A 22,902-nucleotide genomic window follows, 5' to 3' on the forward strand; every position below is an offset into this window, starting at 1 on the left:
AAGGTTATTTATGATTTTCCTCCGTTTGGCTGCTGGTTTCAGCCTGTGTCTGACCCTTGGCTGTACGGATCGCAGCCTGTCTCCGGTCACCCCCGAGGCATTGGAGCTTGGTACCCCAAAAACCATATTTGTCGCCACAAACCGGGTTGAACTGCCGGATGGATCTTTTGGTCCGGAACGCAGCGAGGACAACAGCCTGCTAGAGCTGACAATATCTATTCCGCCAAATCACACGCTGGGAAAGCTGGAGTTTGGCTATGCGGACCCTGACCCTGCAACCGAATTCACCCTGGCCGCGCGTCACCAGTTTCAAGAACCTGCTGATTTTGACCGCCGCCTGAACGCTGTGCTTCGTCAGTCTCCTCCCGACAGCCGGGACGTGATTGTCTTTGTGCATGGCTATAACAGCACCCAGGCCGAGACTGCTTTTCGCGCGGCCCAGCTGACCCATGATCTGAACACGCCGGGCGCAACGGTGGTATATTCCTGGCCCAGCCTGGGCAGCCCCCTGGGCTATGCCTATGACGGTGATAGCATAATGTTTGCCCGCGATGGGCTGGAGCAGCTGTTGCGTCACCTGAAAAAATCCGGGGCGCGGCGGATCATTCTGGTGGCGCATTCCATGGGCTCTGTCCTGGCGATGGAGGCCCTGAGACAGATAGAGATCAGATCGCCCAATTGGGCGGATCAGAACCTTGCCGGCGTCATATTGATATCCCCGGACCTGGATCTGGATGTGTTTCGCAGCCAGATACGGCAGTTCAATAAAGTTCCCGAACCCTTTGTTGTCTTTGTTTCAAGCAAAGACACCATACTCAACATCTCCAGACGTATCCGCGGGACCTACAGCCGCGAGCGCCTGGGCAGTCTCAGCTCCATCGAAGCGGTGTCCGACCTGCCAATAGATATTGTCGACACAACTGCATTTTCTGAAAATGCGGAATCTGGTCACTTTGTTGCTGCCACATCGCCCACGCTTCTGACCTTGTTGAATGAGGCACAGGCAACCGAAAACGCCTTTGATGCCCGGCCGCATGATGTCGCCGAGTTTACCAGAGTTGTACCAAGCACTGGCCAGGATCAGAGAAAGAGGGGCGTGGCCATGTTGGTCACCCTTAGTGGTGGCGAGCGCTGAACCGGTTGGGCTACCGGGTGCGCCGCAAATAGACGTAATAGGCGCCTTCACCCCCATGGGTGACATGGGATTGGGTCACTTGCAAAACAGCCTGCGCCAGCGGTGGCAGCGCCAGCCATTGCGGCACGTGATGGCGCAACACACCACGCGGCACCGGAATAGGGCCGGGCTCATCGCGATCTTTGCCCTTGCCCGTGACCACCAGAACCAGACGTTTGCCCGAGGCCTGGGCTGACAGGATAAAGCGGGTCAGTGCCGGGTGGGCGCTATCGACCCGCATCCCGTGCAGATCCAGCTTCCCTTCTGGCTTCAACTTGCCGCGCTTCATCCGGCGAAAGGCTTTTTCATCCATCTGCAGGGGCGTCGCGGCCAGCGCCTTGGCTGGCGTTGATTTCAGACTATGCCGCTGTGGTTTTGGTTTGGCCTTGCTGCCCAGCTCAAACGCCTCCAGCAGGCTTTCAGCACGCACCTGAGGCGCCTTTTCTGGTTTTGGCTTGGGCAAGGGCAGGCTGGGCGGTGAGGAGTGACTGCCCGGATGCAGGCGCTCGGTGTGCGCTACCACCTGATGCCAGAGTTCAACCTCTTCAGAAGTCAGCTTGCGCCTGCTCATTAGTATTCATCCGGGACCAGCGCAAAGGCGCGTTGAATTGGCAACAGAACCACCATCCGTCCCGGATCGCGCAGCCGACCTGCCGCCTGGCCTGCACTGTCGCCGGTGCCGTAGAAAACATCGGCGCGTTGCGCGCCTTTAATAGCGGATCCCGTATCCTGCGCAATCATCAAGCGGTGCATCTTTGTCTCACCGCCCTTCTCCATCCAGACCGGCGCGCCAAGCGGCGTGTATTTGGGATCAACAGCCAGCGTGCGCAGCATCGTCACCGACCTGTTCATGGCACCAACCGGGCCTTTGGAAGGGCGGATTTTGCGGATTTCACGGAAGAAGACATAGGAGGGATTGTGCAGCAACAACTCGTGGCCGGCAGCCGGATTGCGCCGCACCCAGGCCTTGATCACCTGCGCGCTGACCTGATGCGCCTTGTAAATGCCACGCCGCACCATTTCGCTCCCGATTGAACGATAGGGATGCCCATTGGCGCCACCATAGCCAACCCTGATTGTACCGCCACCATTCAGGCGAATACGGCCAGATCCTTGAATTTGCAGAAAGAACAGTTCAACCGGGTCATCGACCCATGCTATTTCCAACCCACGCCCCTGCATCACTGGCCCGGTGAGGATATCACGACGTGGCAGCCAGGGAGTGCTGTTCTTTGCCTCTGGTGGCATTCGGTAAACCGGGTAGCGAAAGCGCGACGTGCGATAGCGAGAGCCCTCCAGCTCCGGCTCGAAATACCCGGTGAACAGCCCGGGCGTTCCATCCTCGATCAACACCGGCCGAAAGAACAATTCAAAGAAGCTGCGCGCGCCGACTGTGCCCTCTTCCTGGGACAAGGATTGAGCCTGAGACTGCGCCAGAGCACATAGGCTCTGCCAGTCCTGATCCTCGAGATCGGGGCAGGTCTCCAGAAATACCTTGAGAGCCGCGGCGTGATTGTCGTCCTCCCAGCCATTCAGCTGAGAGAAATCCAACATCTTATAAGTGGTTTCGGCGCCTGCGCCGGAGGCCGTCATCGCAGCCCCCGCAAGAGCCGCTGCCCGGAAAAAATCCCGGAGCACTGCACTCATCCGTCCGTGGCCACCAACTGCCAGTTCGGATCATCCACGCCCATGCTGCGCGCAAAGACCCAGGTGTCTTTCTGGCGTTTGACCGCTTTGGCATCGCCTTCGACAATTTCACCCTCGCGATTGCGCACCACCGAGGTCAGCTCTCCGACAAACCGCATGGTCAGTTCTGCAACACCGCTGGTCTCATCAAAGATTGCATCAACAACGTTGGTTTCCCGCACGCCAATGAACTCAGCCTCAATGGTCAGGCCCTGATCTTCGCGCTGTGCAACGGCTTCGACAAAGCTGTCAAAAACATCTTCGGCCAGGAAGCCCTGAAGATCGTCCAGCTCGCCGCGCTCAAATCCCATCAGGATCATTTCATAGGCGCTACGGGCACCCTGGACAAATTCACCCACGTGAAACCCAGGTTCCACCCGCTTCATCGCCGCCAGAGCCTTTGCCGCCTGCGATCCTTCTTCGACATAGTCAGTAATGTCGCGGTCGGGTCCGCCCTCAATCACCTCGAGATCAGGCCCACTGCTGCGCTTTTGCGTGGGGGCAACGGCTGGTTTTTCAAAACCCTCACGTGTGCCCAGAACGCTTCTGAGACGCAGGATCAAAAACACTGCAATACCGGCCAAAACCAAAAGACTAATCAAAGGGGACTCCATAAGAACCTCTCGCTGGATATTCCAAGCCCGGTTTGAAACCTGGGCGTTCTCTCCTTATGTAGGGTGTCAGGGGTGGCAAGTCTACCGTCCAGCGTATGTTCAGAGGAAACCGCTAAATGTATATTTTTCTCGCCTTTCTGATGGTGCCTCTTATTGAAATTGGCCTGTTCATACAGGTGGGTGGCGCTATTGGCCTATGGCCGACATTGGCCATTGTGGTGCTGACTGCGGTGCTGGGAACCGCCCTTGTGCGGTCGCAGGGGCGGCTGGCGCTGGGACAGATGCGAAACTCATTTCAAACCCTGTCGGATCCGGCTGAACCTCTGGCGCATGGCGCAATGATCCTGTTTGCCGGCGCGCTGCTGCTCACCCCCGGTTTTTTCACCGATGCCATTGGCTTTGCCCTGCTGATGCCGCCGGTACGGATCGCGGTTTACCGCTACATCAGCAAGCGGGTCACAGTGGCGCAGTTCCAGATGGGATCCGGGTCCATGCATGGGCAGCGACAGGGGCAGGGGCACGGGCAGGGACATCCCCACGGCAGCCCTCCTGCTGGAAGCGGCGACATCATTGATGGTGATTTTGAAGAAGTGACGCCAAAACAGCCCCGCAAGACGCCTTCGGGCTGGGTTGAAGGACCAAAATAGACCATCACGTCTTTGCCGATCTTCCTAGCCGTTGAGATACGGGAACCAAGCTGTTAAGCACGGACCAAACGTATTTTTAGGAGTATCTCAATGGCCGAAAATGGCGCAAACGGGGCCGCACAACAGCCCCAGGTCCAGATGAATATCCTGGGTCAATATATCCGTGACATGTCATTTGAAAACGTCATGGCTCAAAAGGGTACCGGTGGCGAAGTCCAGCCCGATGTCAGTGTTGCGGTCAACCTGGATGCCAAGAAACGCTCGGTCGAGAACCAGTATGAGGTCATGACCAAGCTGAACATCGAATCCAAAAACAAAGAGAGCGGCGACGTTCTGTTTGTGCTGGAACTGGAATATGTCGGCGTGTTCAACATTGAAGGCGTTCCAGAAGACCAGCTGCACCCCTTCCTGCTGATCGAATGCCCCCGCATGACTTTCCCCTTCCTGCGCCGCATCGTGTCGGATGTCACTCGTGACGGTGGTTTCCCACCACTGAATCTCGACAATATCGATTTTGTTGCCATCTACCGCAACGAACTGGCGCGCCGTCAGGCCGAAGCTGCTCCGCAGCAGTAATCTGCGCTGACAGCAAAACAAAAACGCCGTTGACCAAAGTCAGCGGCGTTTTTTGATGTTCTGCGGCGGGACCGACCTAGGCTGGCTTTTGGTTCCAAAGGGCCCCTTCACCCATCTTGGTGACAAAAGCCTCATGGGCCTCTGCCTCTTGCGCGGTCAGACGCGATGGCAGCGGGGTCGGGCGCGGGGCAGGGCGCCAATCTTCCACCATCTGCCCACCAGAGCTGGCATTGGTAGAAAGGCCAAAGTCCGGCTGACGGCCACCGATGAGCTCAAGATAGACCTCTGCCAGAATTTCGGAATCGAGCAGGGCGCCGTGCAAAGTCCGGTTGCTGTTATCAATCTGAAACCGGCGACACAGGGCGTCCAGCGTGGCCGGCGAGCCAGGGAAGCGTTTGCGCGCAATGGCCAATGTATCCAGCGCCTGTTCCATCGGCAGTTTTGGCAGGCCCATCCAGTCCAGCTCGGCATTGAGGAACTTCATGTCAAAGCTGGCGTTGTGGATCACCATCCGAGAATCACGCACAAAATCCAGGAAAGCCTGACCAAATTTGGCAAACACAGGCTTATCCCGCAGCGTGACCTGACCTTTTTCGGGTTTTTGGGGCGGCTCCAGCAGATCGGGGCCAATGCCATGCACGCCAAAGGCTTCCTGCGGCATGCTGCGTTCGGGGTTGATATAGACGTGAAAGGTCTCGCCGGTTGGCATGTGGTTGAACAGTTCAACCGCGCCGATCTCGACGATGCGATCGCCGGAAAAGGGATCAAAGCCGGTGGTCTCGGTATCGAGAACAATTTCACGCATCTGCTGATGTCTTTCCGCCCAGATCCGGTTTGGTCTGGGTCTGTCTGATCTGGTCCAATATCGCGCTCACCTGCGTCTTTGCATGGTCCAGCGTGTCCGTTTCAATGACAAAATCTGCACGCGCGCATTTCTCATCTATGGGCATCTGTTTTGCCAGAATCTGTTCAAACTGCGCCTCCGTCATGGTGCCCCGCTCCAACACCCGGGCGCGCTGCGTAGTGGCGTCGACCCGGACACAGGCCACGGCATCCATCGCGGCGTCACCGCCAGTTTCAAACAGCAGTGGGATATCAAAGACCAGAATATCACTGGTGGCGGTGTCCTTAAACTCCTGCCGATCCGCTGCCAGCAGCGGATGCACAATCGACTCAAGCCGCGCAAAAGCTGCGGGATCATCGGCCAGAATCTGTTTCAGGGCCTCCCGGCTGACCGCGCCGGCAACAATCGCGGCAGGAAAGGCCTCCTGCATTGGGGCAACAGCCGCGCCTCCCGCTGCATAAAGCCGGTGCACTGCGGCATCAGCATCCCAGACGGCGCAGCCAGCTTGCGCAAAAATTCCCGCGGTGGTGCTTTTGCCCATGCCAATGGAGCCCGTCAGCCCAAGATAAAATGTCATCGCAAAGCCGCCGCTCGGGTCGCGGCATCCACATCCGGGCGCTGGCCAAACCAGCGTTCAAACCCCGGCACCGCCTGGTGCAGCAACATGCCCAGACCATCAACCACGGTGCAGCCAACTTCTTCGGCGGTCTGCAACAGGTCGGTTTTGAGTGGGGAATAGATCAGATCAGTCACCACCATATGGGGTTTCAACCCATCCAGCGGCACCCGCAGACGCGGCTTGCCAACCATGCCCAGCGAGGTGGTATTCACCACCAGGGCTGCTTCTTCGATAATGTTGCCGGCCAGAACCCAGTCAACAACCTGAATACGCTTGCCAAAATCCTTCTGAAGCTGCTCAGCCCGTTCACGGGTACGATTGGTCAGCAGGATTTCCGGCACGCCGGCCTCAATCAGAGAGGCCACTACCGCGCGACAGGCCCCTCCGGCGCCAAGAACCACTGCCGGGCCATTTGCCGGAACCCAATCCGGAGCACCCTGATGCAGGTTGGTGATAAAACCATAGCCATCCGTATTATCGGCCAGGATACTGCCATCACTGCGAAAGATCACGGTATTGGCCGCGCCCATCAGTTTGGCCCGGTCGGTGACTTTATCCGCAATCATCATCACGGCTTCTTTGTGCGGTATGGTAACATTGACACCAACAAACCCAGCCTTTGGCAGGGTTCGGATCACTGTCTCCAGATCCTCTGGTTCCACATGCATCGGGATGTAGTGCCCGGCGATGCCATACGTCTTGAGCCAATGCGTTTGCAGCTGCGGTGATTTGGAATGCGCCACCGGACAGCCAATCACACCCGCCAGAGGGATTTTTTTATCACTCATTGTTCAATGACACCCTGTAATCCCAAGTAGTTGAGGAGTTCTACCAGAGGCAGACCCAGAACATTAAAGTAACTCCCTTCAATGTTAGAAAACAAGCGCACGCCTTCCTCCTCCAGCTTATATGCGCCAACCGCGTGCTGGATGCTCTGCCAGTTGCGAGCCACATAAGAGGACAGGTAGCTGTCCGAACAGTTGTGCATTCGCAGCCGCACCTGACCAACATGACGCCAGATCGGTTCACCATCGCGATAGATCACCGCAGCTGACAGTAACATGTGACGTTTTCCGCGCATGGCGCTAAGCTGAGCCAGTGCATCCTCTTCGGTTTTGGGCTTGGACAGCAGTTTGCCTTCAAAATCGAGTACCTGGTCGCAGCCCAGAACCAGCGGTCCGGGTGTCTTCATGCTTACCCGCCGCGCCTTGGCCTCGGCCAGGGCATCGGCAATATCACGGGGATCAGCGGCTTCGGCCAAAAGCGCCGCTTTGATCGCCTCTTCATCAACGCGGGCAACCTGAACCTCAAAGGGTACGCCGGCCTGACGCAAAAGCTGTGCTCGGATCTCAGAACCGGAAGCCAGCAGGATGTGGGCAGACATGTGGAAAACCCCATGGAAAAGATGCGCAAGTTTATAGGATGGTTTGTATGGTTTTCCCAGATTTTGGCAAGTGCACAGGGAAAGGGGAAATTCCACCAAACTGCTCGCTGATTCCTCCGCCGGGGATTGGGATAACTTCCAAAGCCGGGATATCTCCTTCGTCCCCGATTCCTCCAATGCTTATCCCCAAAGTAATCTAGGTTAACAAATTGTTAATTTCCCTTATTCTTAAGGGTGTTAACCAAAGTGTCACCAATGTGGCGGCAATCCGGCGGGTTAGTTATCCCTACTGGGGATAAGCTGGTGAGAACTGAATAATCCACCGAAATCCCTGTCCCTACAAAAACATCATCCTTTAAATCTTTCTTTATTATTATAAGGGTGGGTCATCTAAGCGTGAGAGAAAGACCGATGGACCTGACAGACTGGATGTTCACCCTCTACCCATATGCCAAATCGCTGCACATCATGGCGGTCCTCAGCTGGATGGCGGGTTTGTTCTATCTCCCACGGCTGTTCGTGTATCACGTGGAGCAGGCTGAGAAGGTTCCTGAAAGCCTGTCGATCTTTGTGACCATGGAGCATAAATTGCATCGGTTCATCATGCGCCCGGCAATGATGGCGACCTGGGGGGCAGGGTTGTTCATGGCAGCGACCCCTGGATTGGTTGATTGGGGCTCTGTGTGGCCCTGGAGCAAGGCTCTGGCAGTGATTGGCATGACCTGGTTCCACTATTGGCTTTTGATGCGTCAGCGGGACTTTGCTGCAGGAAAAAACAAACTCACAGGGCGGCGCTACCGGATGATGAACGAAGTCCCGACGCTTTTGATGGTGGTGATTGTGGTCTCGGTGATCTTCAAGTTCTGACCCATGCGCCTGCTGGCCGCTTTTGCAGGCGCACAGAGCGATGGTAAGCCACTGTGAGAGGGTTTGACTTACGAAGTCTCACCCCCTATGTATGGCCTCCAACAGGCCCGTCCGGGCCCTCGTGTTCTCCGAACTTGATAATAATCGCTCTCCCCAAATAGCCGGGGCAAAAAGGCCATATGTTAATGACCGTCGAATCCCTCAATCTTTCTGATCTCAAGGCGCAAAGCCCAAAGAACCTTCTTTCTATGGCTGAAGAGCTGGAGATCGAAAACGCCTCGACCATGCGCAAGGGCGAGATGATGTTCCAAATTCTGCGTGAACGCGCAGATGAAGGCTGGGAAATTGGCGGTGATGGCGTTTTGGAAGTGTTGCAGGATGGATTCGGTTTCCTCCGTTCGCCCGAAGCCAACTATTTGCCGGGTCCGGATGACATCTATGTTTCGCCGGAAATGATCCGCAAACATTCGCTGCGCACAGGGGATACCATCGAAGGCCAGATCAAGGCTCCGCTGGAGGCAGAGCGCTATTTTGCCATGACCAGCGTCACCAAGATCAACTTTGAAGATCCTGAAAAGGCACGTCACAAAATCGCCTTTGACAACCTGACGCCACTGTATCCGGATGAGCGTCTGAAGATGGAAATCGAAGACCCCACGATCAAGGATCGCTCGGCTCGGGTGATTGACCTGGTTGCCCCTATTGGTAAAGGTCAACGTTCGTTGATTGTGGCGCCGCCCCGTACGGGTAAGACGATGATTCTGCAGAACATCGCCAATTCGATCGAACAGAACCACCCAGAGTGCTATTTGATCGTTTTGCTGATTGATGAACGGCCTGAAGAGGTCACCGATATGCAGCGGTCGGTCAAAGGCGAGGTTGTCTCCTCCACCTTTGATGAACCTGCGACACGCCACGTTGCGGTGTCTGAAATGGTGATCGAAAAGGCAAAGCGCCTGGTCGAACATAAACGAGATGTTGTTATCTTGCTTGATTCGATCACAAGACTTGGTAGAGCTTTCAACACTGTTGTGCCCTCTTCTGGTAAGGTTTTGACCGGTGGTGTGGACGCAAACGCCCTGCAACGCCCCAAGCGATTCTTTGGGGCTGCCCGGAACATCGAAGAGGGTGGCTCGCTCACCATCATCGCGACCGCGCTGATCGACACCGGCAGCCGAATGGATGAGGTGATCTTTGAAGAATTCAAAGGGACTGGTAACTCTGAACTGGTTCTGGATCGTAAAATTGCCGATAAACGGGTGTATCCTGCCATCGACATCCTCAAATCTGGTACCCGGAAAGAGGAGCTCTTGGTGGACAAGGGCGATCTGGCCAAGACCTTTGTTCTGCGGCGGATCCTCAACCCGATGGGCACCACGGACGCTGTCGAGTTCCTGCTGGGCAAATTGAAGCAAACCAAATCCAACGCGGATTTCTTTGATTCGATGAACACCTAAAGCGCAAAGGCCAGCTATAGAGGAAGGCCAAGATGGACACGATCTTTGCACTGGCCTCCGCACAGGGGAAGGCTGGGGTTTCAGTCATTCGCATTTCTGGCCCTCTGGCATTGACCGCAGCCAATCAGATTTGTGACCGGCCTCTGCCTGCAAAAGGCCGGGGGCTGCGCTGCCTTTTGGATTTGGACGGCACGCATCTGGACGAGGCTTTGGTTCTTAGCTTTGCCGCGCCGGCCAGCTTTACCGGCGAAAACATTGTCGAGTTTCAGGTCCACGGCAGCACAGCCGTGGTTGCTGCTGTTCTGAACCGTTTGACCAAAACCCCTGACCTTCGTCTGGCAGATCCTGGTGAATTCACCCGGCGTGCATTGGAAAATGGCAAACTGGACTTGGCACAGGTCGAAGCCCTGGCAGATCTTATTGATGCCGAAACCGAGGCGCAGCGGAAGCAGGCTCAGGTGGTTCTGTCTGGTGGTTTGGGGCAGTTGGCCGAAAGATGGCGGGTGGATCTGATCAGGGCAGCCTCGCTGATCGAGGTGACCATAGATTTTGCCGATGAAGACGTCCCTGTGGATGTCACACCCGAGGTGACATCCCTGTTGAACGCGGTCGCCCGGGACCTACAGGCAGAGACCGAAGGCGTCAAAATTGCAGAGCGCATTCGAGACGGCTTTGAAGTTGCAATCATTGGCGCGCCTAACGTTGGAAAATCCACTCTTCTCAATATGTTAGCAGGTCGCGAAGCGGCAATCACCTCAGAGTATGCCGGTACGACGCGTGATGTGATTGAGGTACGAATGGATCTCGGTGGGCTACCTGTGACGCTGCTGGATACCGCCGGCCTCAGAGATACCGACGATCATGTTGAGGGCATTGGAATCGAGCTTGCCCGTAAACGCGCCGAACAGGCCGATCTTCGTGTCTTTTTGGTAGAACCGGATGAGGCGATTGATCTGGATATGAAGCCCGGTGATATTCGGCTTCGGCCCAAGGGCGATATGCGGCAGGATCCGGATGGGTCTATTTCTGGGAAAACAGGGCAGGGCATAGATCGCTTGGTTGCCCATATCTCCGATACATTGAAGGACCGATCCACTCAGGTTGGCGTTGCAACCCGGACACGTCACCGCGAGATGATGCTGGCCGCCTTGCACAGCTTGAACGAGGCTCAGCTTGTTTTGAAGCGAGGATCGGAGTTTTATGAAATAGCAGCTGAAGATATCCGCTCGGCTGTGCGATCCCTGGAAATGCTTGTAGGTCGCGTTGGTGTCGAGAATCTCCTTGATGAGATTTTCTCCAGTTTCTGTCTTGGAAAATAAGGAGTGTTTCACGTGAAACATTCAGATTTTGATGTCGTTGTCATTGGTGGAGGTCACGCCGGGGCCGAGGCAGCTCATGCTTCGGCGCGCATGGGCGTTCGGACGGCGCTCATCACGTTGACACGCGATGGAATTGGCGTGATGTCCTGCAACCCGGCCATTGGTGGTTTGGGTAAGGGGCATTTGGTCCGTGAGATTGACGCCATGGACGGAGTTATGGGGCAGGTGGCTGATCTTGCCGGCATTCAGTTCAGACTACTCAACCGCCGCAAAGGCCCCGCAGTCCAGGGCCCACGTGCGCAATCTGATCGAGGCATCTACCGGCGAGAGATGCTGAATCGTTGTGAATCGCAGGAAAACCTCAGGATCATTGAAGGCGAAGCCACAGACTTTCTGATGCAGGGCGCGCGGGTTTGCGGTGTGGTGCTGTCGGACGGAAGTGAAATTCACAGCAAGTTTGTGATCCTGACCACGGGCACCTTCCTTCGGGGGGTAATCCACATTGGTGATGTGTCAAAGCCCGGTGGCAGGATGGGGGACCGACCTTCGGTCAAGCTGGCGGAGCGGTTGGACAGTTTTGAACTGCCAATGGGTCGACTGAAAACTGGTACGCCACCGCGCCTGGATGGGCGTACGATCAACTGGGACATTCTGGAAGGCCAGCCTGGAGATGAGGATCCGACCTTCTTTTCTTTCATGACCAAGGCATTGTCCGCCAAACAGGTCGTCTGTGGTATCACCCACACGAATGAAAAAACGCATGAGATTATTCGGGAAAATCTTTCCCGATCCGCCATGTATGGTGGACACATAGACGGTGTTGGCCCTAGATACTGCCCCTCTATCGAAGACAAAATTGTTCGGTTTGCTGACAAAACCTCACATCAGATCTTTCTGGAGCCAGAGGGCGCCACAGATTTTACCGTCTATCCCAACGGAATTTCCACCAGCCTGCCGGTGGATGTACAGGAAGATTACGTTCGTTCGATCGTCGGGTTGGAAAAGGCCGAGATTCTTCAGCCGGGATATGCGATTGAATATGACTACATTGATCCACGGTCGTTATCACTGGATCTATCACTCAAGGATGTTCCGGGGCTATATCTAGCGGGGCAGATCAACGGAACCACAGGATATGAGGAGGCAGCGGCGCAAGGTCTGGTTGCCGGCCTGAGCGCTGCCGCCAAATGCCGGGATCAGGAACCGGTGATGTTCGGCCGCGCCAATAGCTATATTGGTGTGATGGTCGATGATCTTACGACGCATGGGGTTACTGAACCCTACCGAATGTTTACCTCACGGGCCGAGTTCCGCCTGTCGCTGCGCGCTGATAATGCAGATCAACGGCTAACGCCCCTTGCTATCGAAGCGGGTTGTATCTCTGAGGAGAGAACCACAGCTTTCACTGAAAAGATGGACCGCCTGGACGCGACGCGGACCAGCCTGGAAACTACGGTCTTCACACCAAAACAAATTTCCGAAGCGGGCATCCATGTTAATCAAGATGGCAACAAGAGAACGGGCTTTGAAGTTCTTGCCTTCCCAGATGTGTGTTTCGAAGATGTAATTGCTTTGCTGCCGGAATGTGAGGAGGCCGATGTTGTGACACGACGGCAGTTGGAGCGGGATGCGCTATATGTGCATTATATCGCGCGCCAGGAAAAAGAGGTTGCAGCGGTTAAGCGTGATGAAGGTCATGTAATCCCTGATGATTTTGACTACACATCCATCGAAGGTCTCTCTGCGGAGTTGCAACAAAAACTGTCTGTCGCACGACCGGGAACCCTGGCAAAGGCCAGTCGTATCAATGGGATGACCCCAGCAGGGCTGGCGCTGGTTCTGGCTCGGCTGCGAAAGAATATGCGTTCACAGGAGAAACTTGGATGAACGATAGAGCTTTGCTGGACCAGTTGAATGTTTCACGTGAAACAATAGAACGGTTGGAAAAGTTCGAAGAGGTTCTGCTCAAGTGGAATCCGCGAATCAATTTGGTGTCCAAAAATAGTCTCCCAGATCTTTGGCGGCGGCATATCGTCGATTCGGTTCAGGTTTTTACCTGTATCGAGGATGCGGGGGAATCATGGCTGGACATCGGGAGTGGCGGCGGCTTTCCGGGGATTGTTGTTGCTATCATGGCTGCAGAATCTTCACCACAAACCAAGGTTACTCTGATCGAAAGCGATCAGCGTAAATCGGCCTTTCTGCGAACGGCAGCACGGGAATGTGGTGTGCCAATTTCTGTGTTGACCGAACGGATCGAACAGGCTGCTCCGCAGAATGCTGGCATTTTGTCTGCTCGCGCGGTTGCTGATCTTGATACGCTTCTTGAATTTTCACAGCGCCATCTTGCCGAAAACGGCACAGCTGTGTTTCCAAAAGGGGCAAACTGGAAAAAAGAAGTGGATAAGGCTGCTCAGAGATGGAGATTCGATGTCGAACCAATTACAAGTTTGACTGAGACTGAAGCAGTTATTCTTAAGATCAAGGGAGTCACTCGTGCCTGATTTATCCCGCCCGGATGGGCCTCGAATTATCGCGGTTGCAAATCAGAAGGGTGGGGTGGGTAAAACAACAACAGCAATCAACCTCGCCGCAGCCTTGGTTGAAACCGGGCTGCGGGTTCTGGTGGTGGATCTGGACCCGCAGGGCAATGCTTCTACCGGTTTGGGAATCGATAGTGCTGACCGTGATGCCACTACATATGATCTGTTGGTAGATGATGCGCCGCTAAATGAAGTGATTCGCACTACAGAAATCGAAGATCTCTGCGTAATTCCAGCAACTGTGGATCTTAGCTCGGCTGATATTGAGCTTTTTGCCAATGAAAAGCGGAGCTTTCTGTTGCATGACGCGTTGCGGCAGACGGCAATGGACGAATACGATTGGGACTATGTGCTGATCGACTGCCCACCTTCGCTTAATCTTTTGACCGTTAACGCGATGGTTGCCTCCCATTCGGTGTTGATTCCATTGCAGAGTGAGTTCTTTGCGTTGGAGGGGGTTTCGCAACTGCTTCTCACCATTCGTGAAGTGCGGCAATCCGCCAATCCTGACCTGCGGATTGAAGGGGTTGTTTTGACTATGTTTGACCGGCGCAATAATTTGTCGCAGCAGGTTGAACAGGACGCGCGGGACAACCTGGGTGAGTTGGTTTTCCAAACCAAAATTCCGCGTAATGTGCGGGTCAGCGAGGCACCATCCTATGCTTTGCCGGTGCTCAACTATGATAGCAACTCTCTGGGGGCAAAGGCCTACCGTGCTTTGGCTGCAGAGTTGATATCAAATAACCAACCAGTCGTGGCGTGAGAGCGGAGTAAAAAATGTCAAACACCAAGAGAAACAAACCCCGCGGATTGGGCCGTGGCCTGTCTGCCCTGATGGCGGATGTAAATTCGGAACCGGTCAGCACAGAGGTGCAAGCGGCCCGAAATGCTGAGGTTTTGGTGCCGATTGAGAAGGTGATCGCCAATCCAGACCAGCCGCGTCGCCAGTTCCTGCAGGAGGATCTTGATGATCTGACGGCATCGATCAAGGAAAAGGGGGTTTTGCAGCCTCTGATCGTGCGGCCTCGGGACGGCGCTATGTATGAAATTGTCGCGGGTGAGCGGCGCTGGCGCGCGGCCCAGGCCGCACAACTGCACGAAGTACCCGTTCTTATTCGCGATTACTCCGATGTTGAGATGATGGAAGTTGCCATCATTGAAAACATTCAGCGCTCTGATCTGAACGCAATGGAAGAGGCTCAGAGTTACAAACAGCTGATGGAGCGTTTTGGCCATACTCAGGAACGCATGGCAGAGGCCCTGGGAAAGAGTCGTAGCCATATCGCCAATCTGGTCCGTCTGTTGCACCTGCCAGAGGACGTGCGCGCCCTGGTCAATGAGCGCAAGCTGTCGGCGGGCCATGCGCGGGCTTTGATCACCTCGGACAATGCCTCCGAACTGGCGGCGAAGATTGTCAAAGGTGGTCTCTCGGTCCGCGCAACCGAAGCTCTGGTGAAAAAGGATGCGGCTGGATTTCAGGCTTCGGCGCCGCGAAAACCACAGCAAGCAGCGGATAAGGATGCAGATACAAAGGCGCTGGAAGGGGATCTTTCAGCAATCCTGCGGATGAAGGTTTCGATTGATCACAAGGCCGGTGGTGAAAGCGGGTCTGTCACCATCAGCTATGAGACCCTCGATCAGCTGGATGAGATTTGTAATACTTTGAGCAAATAGTCAGGCGCCGGGGCGAGTCCAGATAAAGGTCAGGACTGCCGTCAAAACGACGATCTGAATAACTAGCACATGGGAGGGCGCTCCCAGGATCAGCGACAGAAGTAGAACGGCGGCAATCGACAGGGTTGCCGCCTTTTTTGCGGCGGGTCGGATGGCGCCACGTTCGTTCCAATCGAGGATCATGGGGCCAAACGTGCGATGGCCGATCAGCCAAGTATGCAGGCGCTCGGAGGAGTTGGCAAAGAAGAAGGTGGCCAGCAGCAGGAAAGGCACAGTGGGCAGAAGTGGCAGAACGATCCCTATGATGCCCATACCCAGTGACAGTAACCCAAGCGCGGCATAGAGAAATCTCATCAGCTTAATCCAACTTCAAATGGGTCAATCAACCAATAGTTCGCGCAGCACCGCGTTGAGCACTGCTCGGCCCTGATCTGTGGCGCGGATAACCTGATCCGAGATAGTCACCATGCCAAGATTAACAAGGTCATCAACTCGATCCTGTGGCAGATCCTGTCCCGAGAGCGCGGCATAGCGCGGGATATTCATTCCCTCTGCCAGACGCATCGACATCATCATGTATTCGATTGCGGTGTCTTCACGGGGTAGGGCCTGGCATAGGCTTTCGCCAGAGCCATCTGCCACGGCTTTAAGCCAGGCACCTGGGGCGCGATGGGTTTCGGTGGCGTAGCGCTGGCCGTTGAGCGTCACACGGCCATGGGCCCCCGGACCAATGCCAAGGTAGTCCCCATAGCGCCAATAGATCTGGTTGTGGCGAGATTCCTCGCCGGGGCGGGCATGGTTGGAGATCTCATAGGCGGGCATGCCATGGGCCGCGCAGATCTCTTGCGTGGCTTGATACATATCTGCGGCTGTGTCGTCTGTGGGCAGGTTGCGCAGCTTGCCCCGGGCGTAGCGGTCGCCAAATGCGGTGCCTTCCTCGATGGTGAGCTGGTAAAGCGACAGATGGTCAATCGCCATGTTCAGGGCTTCGGAAAGTTCGCTCTTCCAATGGGTCAGGTCCTGTCCCTGACGCGCATAGATCAGATCAAAACTGACGCGGTCAAAACAGTTGCGGGCAATGTCAAATGCGGCGCGGGCCTCGGCTACGGAATGAATGCGGCCGAGACGGCGTAGGTCTGCGTCATTAAGGGCTTGAATGCCCATCGAGACGCGGTTGACTCCGGCGTCGCGGTATCCGGCAAAACGACCGGCCTCTACCGAGCCGGGATTTGCTTCAAGAGTGATCTCGATGTCATTGGCAAAGGGCCATATTTCACGTGCGCCCTCGATCACGGCTGCAACGGTTTCGGGCATCATCAGCGAGGGGGTACCACCGCCAAAGAAGATCGAGTTCAAAACCCTGTCATCGACCCTGTGTGAGACTCTTTTGAGTTCACTAAGATAGGCTCTAACCCATAGTTTCTGGTCTATATTTGCGGTGACGTGACTGTTGAAGTCGCAATAGGGGCATTTGGCCTGACAAAAGGGCCAATGCACATATAGGCCAAAGCCCCCCTGCCGCCAATCATCCACTAAAGCAGCCCTTGATAAAGGCGCTGACTGCGCGGCCGCGATGGCTGATCTGATTTTTTTCATCCTTGTCCATCTGGGCGCAGGTCACGTCATAGCCTGTGGGCATGAACATCGGATCATAGCCAAACCCGCCCTCGCCGCGAATGGGCCAGACCAGATCACCCGTCATGACGCCTTCGAATACTTCGTCATGTCCGTCGGGCCAGGCCAGTACCAGGGTACAACGGAACTGGGCGCTGCGCGGGGCATCTGGACCCTTTGCGGTGATTTCATCATTGGCGCGGGTCATTGCCATCATAAAATCACGCCCATTGCCGGTCTCGGCCCAATCGGCGGTATAGACACCAGGGGCGCCATCCAGCGCATCAATGGTGATACCGCTGTCATCCGACAGGGCAGGGAGGCCGGTGGCCTGCGCTGCTGCATGGGCCTTGATGCGGGCATTGCCAACAAAAGTATCTTCGGTTTCTTCCGGTTCCGGCAGGTTCATCTCTGCCGCGCCGACAACCTTGACGCCAAAGGGCGCAAGGATCTCGGTGATCTCCTGCAGCTTGCCCTTGTTGTGAGTGGCGACCAGGATCTGGTCGCCTTCAAATTTGCGTCTCATGCGCAGGCTGCCTTTTGTAGTGCCGCCAGCTCGGCGGTGCCCTTTTCGGCCAGATCCATCAGCTGGTTCATCTGATCGCGCGAAAAGATTGACCCCTCTGCCGACATCTGAACTTCGATCAGTTTGCCAGAACCGGTCATGATAAAGTTGCCGTCAACGCCTGCTTCGGAATCTTCTGGGTAATCCAGGTCAAGCACTGGCTGGCCGGCATAGATGCCACAGGAAATTGCCGAGACCGGATCCATCAGCGGGTCAATTTTCACGTCGCCGGCTTTCATCAGCTTATTCACAGCCAGACGCAGGGCCACCCAGCCGCCGGTGATTGCGGCGCAACGGGTGCCACCGTCGGCCTGCAGGACGTCGCAGTCGATGGTGATCTGACGCTCACCCAGGGCAACGCGGTCAACGCCGGCGCGCAGGGCACGGCCAATCAGGCGCTGGATTTCAACAGTGCGGCCACCCTGTTTGCCGGCGGCGGCTTCGCGACGCATGCGGGTATTGGTGGCGCGGGGCAACATACCGTATTCTGCAGTGACCCAGCCCAATCCAGAGCCTTTGATAAAGGGCGGCACCCGGGGTTCCAGGCTGGCGGTGCACAGCACATGGGTGTCACCCATCTTGATCAGGCAGGAGCCTTCGGCATGTTTGGTGAAACCGGTCTCGATCGAGACGGGGCGCATTTCATTTAGATCTCTCTTGGAGGGGCGCATGGGCTATCCTTTTTTTGCTGCCCATCCGATAGCCGCCGAGATAGCGGGGATGCAAGCATGATTGACCTTTTCCCTTGTCGCTCTTTAATGCAAATTGGAGCCTGGGCTTCCCAAAATACAGAGCTTGACCGTAAAATCGCACATGACAAACGCCAAAGAAATTCTCAGTGACATGAATGACCGCTCCCGCGAGGTGTTCCGGACGGTTGTTGAAAGCTATCTTGAAAGTGGCGAACCGGTGGGCAGCCGGACCCTGACGCGATCCCTGAATGAGAAAGTCAGCGCCGCGACGGTGCGCAATGTGATGCAGGATCTCGAATTCCTCGGTCTGTTGGACAGCCCTCATGTCAGTGCCGGCCGTATCCCCACGCAGCGTGGCTTGCGGATGTTTGTCGATGGATTGCTGGAGGTCGAGGACCTGAGGGCCCATGACCGGGAAAGGATTGATGCCACTCTTGGCAAAAACGCTGGAGATGTTGGTGGTATGCTGGACCGGGTAGGTGCTGCCCTGTCTGGGGTGACCCAGGGCGCTTCGCTGGTGTTGACGCCCAAACAGGAAAGCGAAATCCGCCATATCGAATTTGTGTCGCTGGCACAGGAGCGGGCGCTGGTGGTTTTGGTGTTTTCCGACGGCCATGTGGAAAACCGCCTGTTTACCCCGCCACCGGGCCAGACCCCAAGTTCGATGCGCGAGGCGGCTAATTTCCTCAATGCGCTGATTGAGGGACGCACTTTGAGCGGGGTGCGACGCGACATGCAAAAAGAGATTGATGCCCGCCGGCAGGAGATTGACGTCCTGGCGCAGGACATGATCGAAAGCGGGCTGGCTGCCTGGGAGGAAGACGATAGCGAAAAGGCGCGCCTGATTGTGCGGGGGCGGGCGAATCTCTTGGGGGAGGGCGGTGGTGTGCCAGAGGAGCTTGACCTTATTCGCAGCCTGTTTGACGACCTGGAGCGCAAGCAAGATATTGCTGAATTTCTTGAACTGACCGAAGAGGGCGAGGGTGTGCGCATTTTTATCGGCTCAGAGAACAAACTTTTCTCACTTTCGGGTTCCTCTTTGGTGGTCTCTCCCTATATGAACTCTGATCGAAAGATCATTGGCGCGGTTGGGGTGATTGGCCCGACTCGCCTGAATTACGGACGGATTGTGCCGATTGTGGATTACACGGCGCAACTGGTTGGGAAATTGCTTTCTGACCGGAGCTAGAGGTTGAAAAAATGGCAGAGCCCAGAAACGACGATTTTTTGGACGATATCGCAAATGTCGAAGCTGAAGAGCTGGCGGCGGAAATGGCTGAAATGGACGATGCTGCGATTGAGTTGGATGAGCTGAGGGCAGAGCGCGACGAGTATAAAGACCGGTTTATGCGCGCACTGGCGGATGCCGAAAACTCTCGCAAACGCGGTGACAAGGCACGTCGCGAGGCCGAACAATATGGCGGTTCAAAACTGTCGCGTGACATGCTGCCGGTGTTTGACAACCTGAAGCGCGCGGTTGAATCGGCCACGGATGAGCAGAAGGAAGTTTCTGCAGCGCTTATCGAGGGTGTTGAGCTGACCATGCGCGCGCTTGTTGGTGTGTTTGAAAAACATGGGGTGCGGGTTGTGTCACCGCAGGTTGGCGATCGTTTTGATCCGCAGCTCCATGAGGCGATGTTTGAAGCTCCGGTGCCTGGCACCAAGGCCGGCGATATCATTCAGGTCTCGGCTGAGGGCTTTATGCTGCATGACCGGCTGTTACGGCCGGCCCAGGTTGGTGTGTCCTCCACCCCGGCCTGATGGCAGCTGCAAGGGAACGGGTCCGTTGGGACCCGTGCCTGCGGCGCAGGTATTTTTAGTAAGATGAAAGAGCGGCGCCCCATCGGCAGCCGCTCTTTCATTTTCTGGTTATTTGCTGGCCTCTTTCAGGCGGTAGAGGGCCTCCAGGGCTTCACGTGGCGAGAGTTCGTCAGGGTGAAGGCTGCTGAGCAGCTGTTCCACAGGAGACGGACCCGCAGTGGGTTTTGGCTGCGGTGGCGGGGCAGCAGCAAAAAGTGGCAGGTCGTCGATTTGGATCTTGGCGCCGGCCCCTTCGCGGCTGCCCTGTTCCAGCAGATCCAGCACATCGCGGGCACGGGCAACAACGCTGGCAGGAAGACCGGCCAGCTGTGCCACCTGCACCCCGTAGGAGCGATCTGCCGCGCCTTTTTTGACCTCGTGCAGGAAAATCACCTCGCCGTCCCATTCCTTAACCGAGACAGTGGCGTTTTCAACGCCGGACAGCGTGTTCGAGAGCTGGGTCAATTCGTGGTAATGGGTGGCAAAGAGGGCGCGGGACTGGTTCACCGCGTGTAGGTGTTCCAGCGTCGCCCAGGCGATGGAGAGCCCGTCATAGGTGGCGGTGCCGCGACCGATTTCGTCGAGGATGACCAGGGCACGGTCGTCCGCCTGGTTGAGGATGGCGGCGGTTTCAACCATTTCCACCATGAAGGTCGAGCGGCCCCGCGCCAGATCATCTGAGGCACCAACGCGACTGAACAGCTGGCTGACCAGGCCGATATGGGCGGTTTCGGCTGGCACGTAGCTGCCCATCTGGGCCAGGAGAGCAATCAGCGCGTTTTGCCGCAGGAAGGTCGATTTACCCGCCATATTGGGGCCAGTCAAAAGCCAGACAGCCGCACCGCTGGTGGCAGAGAGGTCACAATCATTGGCAACAAATGTAGCGCCGCCTTGCTGCCGCAGGGCCCGTTCCACAACCGGGTGACGTCCGCCTGTGATGGCAAAGGCACGGGAGGCATCAACGCGGGGTCGCGCCCAGTTCTCGCCGCGCGCCAAATCGGCCAGCGCGGTCAGGAGATCCAGCTCTGCCAGGCCCCGTGCGGCACCATTCAGGCGCGCAGCCTGGTCCAGTATTGCACGAGAAAGCGCAGAATAGAGCCGCTTTTCGATCTCTAGCGCGTGATTTCCGGAGTTCAGGATCCGGGTCTCGATCTCGCTGAGCTCGACCGTGGTGAAGCGGACCTGATTTGCGGTGGTTTGACGGTGGATGTATTTTTCCGACAGCGGTGCAGAGAGCATTTTATCCGCATGGGTGGCTGTGGTTTCAATGAAATAACCCAGCACATTGTTGTGTTTGATTTTCAGCGAGGTGATGCCGGTATGGGCGGCATATTCCTGCTGCATGCTGGCAATAATGGAGCGACCTTCGTCGCGCAGGGTGCGGGCCTCATCCAGGTCTTGATCATAGCCGGAGGCGATAAAGCCGCCATCCCGGGCCAAAAGCGGGGGCTCGGCCACCAGGGCGGCATCCAGCAGGTCCAGCAGAGCATCAAACCCGGTGAGATCGGTGGTGGCGGCCATGACCATCGGCGGCAGGTCTTCGCTGGCGTTTCTGTCGGCGATGGCGCGGGCCTGGCCCAACCCGTTGCGGATGGCGGCGAGATCCCGCGGGCCGCCGCGCTCCAGAGCCAGGCGTGACAGGGCGCGGTCCAGGTCTGGGGTTTTGCGCAGGGCGTCGCGCAGGTCCTCACAGAGCTGCGCGCGTTCTACCGCAAAATCGAGCGCGGCAAGCCGGGCATTGATCACATCCAAATTTCGCGAGGGGCTGGAGAGGCGCTGTTCCAGCAGCCGTGCGCCGCCGGGGGTAACAGTGCGGTCCACCACGGAGAGCAGGGAGCCGGCCCGGGCGCCAGAGAGAGAACGGGTCAGCTCCAGGCTGGCGCGAGTGGAGGCGTCGATCTGCACCACACGGTCCTGGGCTTCTTGGATCGGCTGTTGCAGGAGTGGCAGTTTGCCCTTCTGGGTGATCTCGAGATAGTCAATCAGCGCCCCCATGGCCGAAATCTCGGCACGGGTGAAGCTGCCAAAACCATCAAGCGCGCTGACGCCAAACAGGCCACAGATCCGTTTTTCCGCTGCAGTGCTGTCAAAGCTGGCTTTGCCGAGCGGTGTCAGGGGGATTTTATATTCCTCGGCCAGCGGGGAGACCGCTTCAAAGTTGGGGCCATCGGCAACAATCAGCTCTGACGGGGCCAGGCGTGCCAGTTCCGGGGAAAGACGCAGGCGGCTGATGGGCATCACGTGAAAGGCACCGGTTGAGATATCGGCCCAGGCCAGGGCGGCCTCATCGCGCAGTTCGGAATAGGAGACGAGAAAATTGTGGCGGCGGGCCTCGAGCAGCGAGTCCTCTGTCAGGGTGCCGGGCGTGACCAGCCGCACCACGTCGCGTTTAACCACCGATTTGCCACCGCGTTTCTTGGCCTCGGCGGGGGTTTCCAGCTGTTCACCGACGGCGACGCGAAAGCCCTTGCGGATCAGCGTCAAGAGATAGCCTTCGGCGGCATGAAAAGGCACACCGCACATGGGGATGTCCTGATCCTCGTGTTTGCCACGTTTTGTCAGGGCGATGTCCAGCGCCTCGGCGGCGTTGACCGCATCGTCAAAGAACATCTCGTAGAAATCGCCCATCCGGTAGAACAGCAGCGCATCTGGATACTGTGCCTTGATGTCGAGGTATTGCGCCATCATGGGCGTGACTGTGGCCAAGGGAGATCTCCGCAACTTCGGTATTTTTGTCGTCGGACCATACAAACCGCGGACCTGCGGCGAAAGGTGAAAACGTATAGTCGTTGTGGCAACCTCCGGGCTGGGCTATGAAGTCCCAGCC

24 protein-coding genes are annotated in these 22,902 nt (G+C 56.5%); 12 read left to right on the forward strand and 12 right to left on the reverse strand.

Annotated features, from left to right (window positions below; genetic code table 11):
- Positions 1-10 precede the first annotated feature (10 nt).
- The gene (locus tag ARCT_RS26740) at positions 11-1,135 is read left to right on the forward strand and encodes an alpha/beta hydrolase (protein ID WP_036785342.1); all 1,125 of its coding nucleotides are present in this window, start codon (positions 11-13) and stop codon (positions 1,133-1,135) included.
- Positions 1,136-1,145: 10 nt separating this feature from the next.
- Here ARCT_RS26740 and ARCT_RS0122525 read toward each other — a convergent pair whose 3' ends face one another.
- Genes ARCT_RS0122525 through ARCT_RS0122535 form a run of 3 tightly spaced genes read right to left on the reverse strand, consistent with a single transcriptional unit; the run spans position 1,146 to position 3,474 of the window.
- Positions 1,146-1,745 (reverse strand): Smr/MutS family protein, encoded by a 600-nt coding sequence (locus ARCT_RS0122525; RefSeq protein ID WP_027242103.1) that lies wholly within the window; start codon positions 1,743-1,745, stop codon positions 1,146-1,148.
- Complete coding sequence (gene mltA, locus ARCT_RS0122530) at positions 1,745-2,821, reverse strand: murein transglycosylase A (RefSeq protein ID WP_027242104.1); 1,077 nt, start codon at positions 2,819-2,821, stop codon at positions 1,745-1,747. Before mltA ends, ARCT_RS0122525 begins: the two co-directional genes overlap by 1 nt.
- On the reverse strand, positions 2,818-3,474 hold the full coding sequence (locus ARCT_RS0122535; RefSeq protein ID WP_027242105.1) for a Tim44/TimA family putative adaptor protein: 657 nt from the start codon (positions 3,472-3,474) through the stop codon (positions 2,818-2,820). The genes mltA and ARCT_RS0122535 overlap by 4 nt, the downstream gene beginning before the upstream one ends.
- A gap of 116 nt (positions 3,475-3,590) precedes the next feature.
- Here ARCT_RS0122535 and ARCT_RS0122540 point away from each other — a divergent pair, with 116 nt between their 5' ends.
- Together ARCT_RS0122540 and secB are read left to right on the forward strand one after the other, a co-directional pair.
- The gene (locus ARCT_RS0122540; RefSeq protein WP_027242106.1) at positions 3,591-4,121 is read left to right on the forward strand and encodes an FxsA family protein; all 531 of its coding nucleotides are present in this window, start codon (positions 3,591-3,593) and stop codon (positions 4,119-4,121) included.
- Between the two features lie 90 nt (positions 4,122-4,211).
- Complete coding sequence (secB, locus tag ARCT_RS0122545; RefSeq protein WP_027242107.1) at positions 4,212-4,697, forward strand: protein-export chaperone SecB; 486 nt, start codon at positions 4,212-4,214, stop codon at positions 4,695-4,697.
- A 76-nt stretch (positions 4,698-4,773) separates the two neighbouring features.
- Here the strand turns inward: secB and dnaQ are convergent, their stop codons facing one another.
- From dnaQ to ARCT_RS0122565, 4 genes are read right to left on the reverse strand one after another with little or no spacing between them, the layout of a single operon-like run.
- Positions 4,774-5,502, reverse strand: coding sequence for a DNA polymerase III subunit epsilon (gene dnaQ / locus ARCT_RS0122550; protein ID WP_027242108.1), 729 nt, complete (start codon positions 5,500-5,502; stop codon positions 4,774-4,776).
- Positions 5,495-6,118, reverse strand: a complete 624-nt coding sequence (gene coaE / locus ARCT_RS26745) for a dephospho-CoA kinase (RefSeq protein ID WP_051360961.1) — start codon at positions 6,116-6,118, stop codon at positions 5,495-5,497. The genes dnaQ and coaE overlap by 8 nt, the downstream gene beginning before the upstream one ends.
- Complete coding sequence (locus ARCT_RS0122560) at positions 6,115-6,948, reverse strand: shikimate dehydrogenase (protein ID WP_027242109.1); 834 nt, start codon at positions 6,946-6,948, stop codon at positions 6,115-6,117. The genes coaE and ARCT_RS0122560 overlap by 4 nt, the downstream gene beginning before the upstream one ends.
- The gene (locus ARCT_RS0122565) at positions 6,945-7,544 is read right to left on the reverse strand and encodes a Maf family protein (RefSeq protein ID WP_027242110.1); all 600 of its coding nucleotides are present in this window, start codon (positions 7,542-7,544) and stop codon (positions 6,945-6,947) included. Before ARCT_RS0122565 ends, ARCT_RS0122560 begins: the two co-directional genes overlap by 4 nt.
- Before the next feature lie 411 nt (positions 7,545-7,955).
- Here ARCT_RS0122565 and ARCT_RS0122575 point away from each other — a divergent pair, with 411 nt between their 5' ends.
- From ARCT_RS0122575 to ARCT_RS0122605, 7 genes are all read left to right on the forward strand, one after another.
- Entirely contained in the window at positions 7,956-8,411 is a 456-nt protein-coding gene (locus ARCT_RS0122575; RefSeq protein ID WP_027242111.1) for a CopD family protein, read from the forward strand.
- A 185-nt stretch (positions 8,412-8,596) separates the two neighbouring features.
- Positions 8,597-9,868, forward strand: coding sequence for a transcription termination factor Rho (rho, locus tag ARCT_RS0122580; RefSeq protein ID WP_027242112.1), 1,272 nt, complete (start codon positions 8,597-8,599; stop codon positions 9,866-9,868).
- A 32-nt stretch (positions 9,869-9,900) separates the two neighbouring features.
- Entirely contained in the window at positions 9,901-11,187 is a 1,287-nt protein-coding gene (gene mnmE / locus ARCT_RS0122585; RefSeq protein ID WP_027242113.1) for a tRNA uridine-5-carboxymethylaminomethyl(34) synthesis GTPase MnmE, read from the forward strand.
- 12 nt (positions 11,188-11,199) lie between these two features.
- Positions 11,200-13,074 carry a tRNA uridine-5-carboxymethylaminomethyl(34) synthesis enzyme MnmG gene (mnmG, locus tag ARCT_RS0122590; protein WP_027242114.1) on the forward strand — a complete coding sequence of 625 codons (1,875 nt, stop codon included), beginning with the start codon at positions 11,200-11,202 and terminating at the stop codon, positions 13,072-13,074.
- Positions 13,071-13,691 carry a 16S rRNA (guanine(527)-N(7))-methyltransferase RsmG gene (rsmG, locus tag ARCT_RS0122595; RefSeq protein ID WP_027242115.1) on the forward strand — a complete coding sequence of 207 codons (621 nt, stop codon included), beginning with the start codon at positions 13,071-13,073 and terminating at the stop codon, positions 13,689-13,691. Before mnmG ends, rsmG begins: the two co-directional genes overlap by 4 nt.
- Positions 13,684-14,493, forward strand: coding sequence for a ParA family protein (locus tag ARCT_RS0122600; protein ID WP_027242116.1), 810 nt, complete (start codon positions 13,684-13,686; stop codon positions 14,491-14,493). The genes rsmG and ARCT_RS0122600 overlap by 8 nt, the downstream gene beginning before the upstream one ends.
- Before the next feature lie 14 nt (positions 14,494-14,507).
- Positions 14,508-15,404 carry a ParB/RepB/Spo0J family partition protein gene (locus tag ARCT_RS0122605; protein WP_027242117.1) on the forward strand — a complete coding sequence of 299 codons (897 nt, stop codon included), beginning with the start codon at positions 14,508-14,510 and terminating at the stop codon, positions 15,402-15,404.
- Here the strand turns inward: ARCT_RS0122605 and ARCT_RS0122610 are convergent, their stop codons facing one another.
- Genes ARCT_RS0122610 through rph form a run of 4 tightly spaced genes read right to left on the reverse strand, consistent with a single transcriptional unit; the run spans position 15,405 to position 18,254 of the window.
- Entirely contained in the window at positions 15,405-15,758 is a 354-nt protein-coding gene (locus ARCT_RS0122610) for a YbaN family protein (RefSeq protein WP_027242118.1), read from the reverse strand. It lies immediately after the preceding gene.
- Positions 15,759-15,782: 24 nt separating this feature from the next.
- The gene (hemW, locus tag ARCT_RS0122615) at positions 15,783-16,937 is read right to left on the reverse strand and encodes a radical SAM family heme chaperone HemW (RefSeq protein ID WP_027242119.1); all 1,155 of its coding nucleotides are present in this window, start codon (positions 16,935-16,937) and stop codon (positions 15,783-15,785) included.
- The gene (rdgB, locus tag ARCT_RS0122620; protein WP_027242120.1) at positions 16,930-17,544 is read right to left on the reverse strand and encodes an RdgB/HAM1 family non-canonical purine NTP pyrophosphatase; all 615 of its coding nucleotides are present in this window, start codon (positions 17,542-17,544) and stop codon (positions 16,930-16,932) included. The genes hemW and rdgB overlap by 8 nt, the downstream gene beginning before the upstream one ends.
- Positions 17,541-18,254: a ribonuclease PH gene (gene rph / locus ARCT_RS0122625; RefSeq protein ID WP_027242121.1), complete on the reverse strand. Its 714-nt coding sequence runs from the start codon at positions 18,252-18,254 to the stop codon at positions 17,541-17,543. Before rph ends, rdgB begins: the two co-directional genes overlap by 4 nt.
- Positions 18,255-18,396: 142 nt before the next feature.
- On the opposite strand from rph, the gene hrcA reads away from it, so the two are divergent.
- Positions 18,397-19,464, forward strand: coding sequence for a heat-inducible transcriptional repressor HrcA (gene hrcA / locus ARCT_RS0122630; RefSeq protein ID WP_027242122.1), 1,068 nt, complete (start codon positions 18,397-18,399; stop codon positions 19,462-19,464).
- Positions 19,465-19,475: 11 nt separating this feature from the next.
- The gene (locus ARCT_RS0122635; RefSeq protein WP_027242123.1) at positions 19,476-20,036 is read left to right on the forward strand and encodes a nucleotide exchange factor GrpE; all 561 of its coding nucleotides are present in this window, start codon (positions 19,476-19,478) and stop codon (positions 20,034-20,036) included.
- Between the two features lie 108 nt (positions 20,037-20,144).
- Here the strand turns inward: ARCT_RS0122635 and mutS are convergent, their stop codons facing one another.
- Entirely contained in the window at positions 20,145-22,763 is a 2,619-nt protein-coding gene (gene mutS, locus ARCT_RS0122640) for a DNA mismatch repair protein MutS (protein WP_205855567.1), read from the reverse strand.
- Positions 22,764-22,902: the final 139 nt, after the last annotated feature.

Origin of the sequence: Pseudophaeobacter arcticus DSM 23566, assembly GCF_000473205.1 — a bacterium.
Classification (GTDB): Bacteria; Pseudomonadota; Alphaproteobacteria; order Rhodobacterales; family Rhodobacteraceae; genus Pseudophaeobacter; species Pseudophaeobacter arcticus.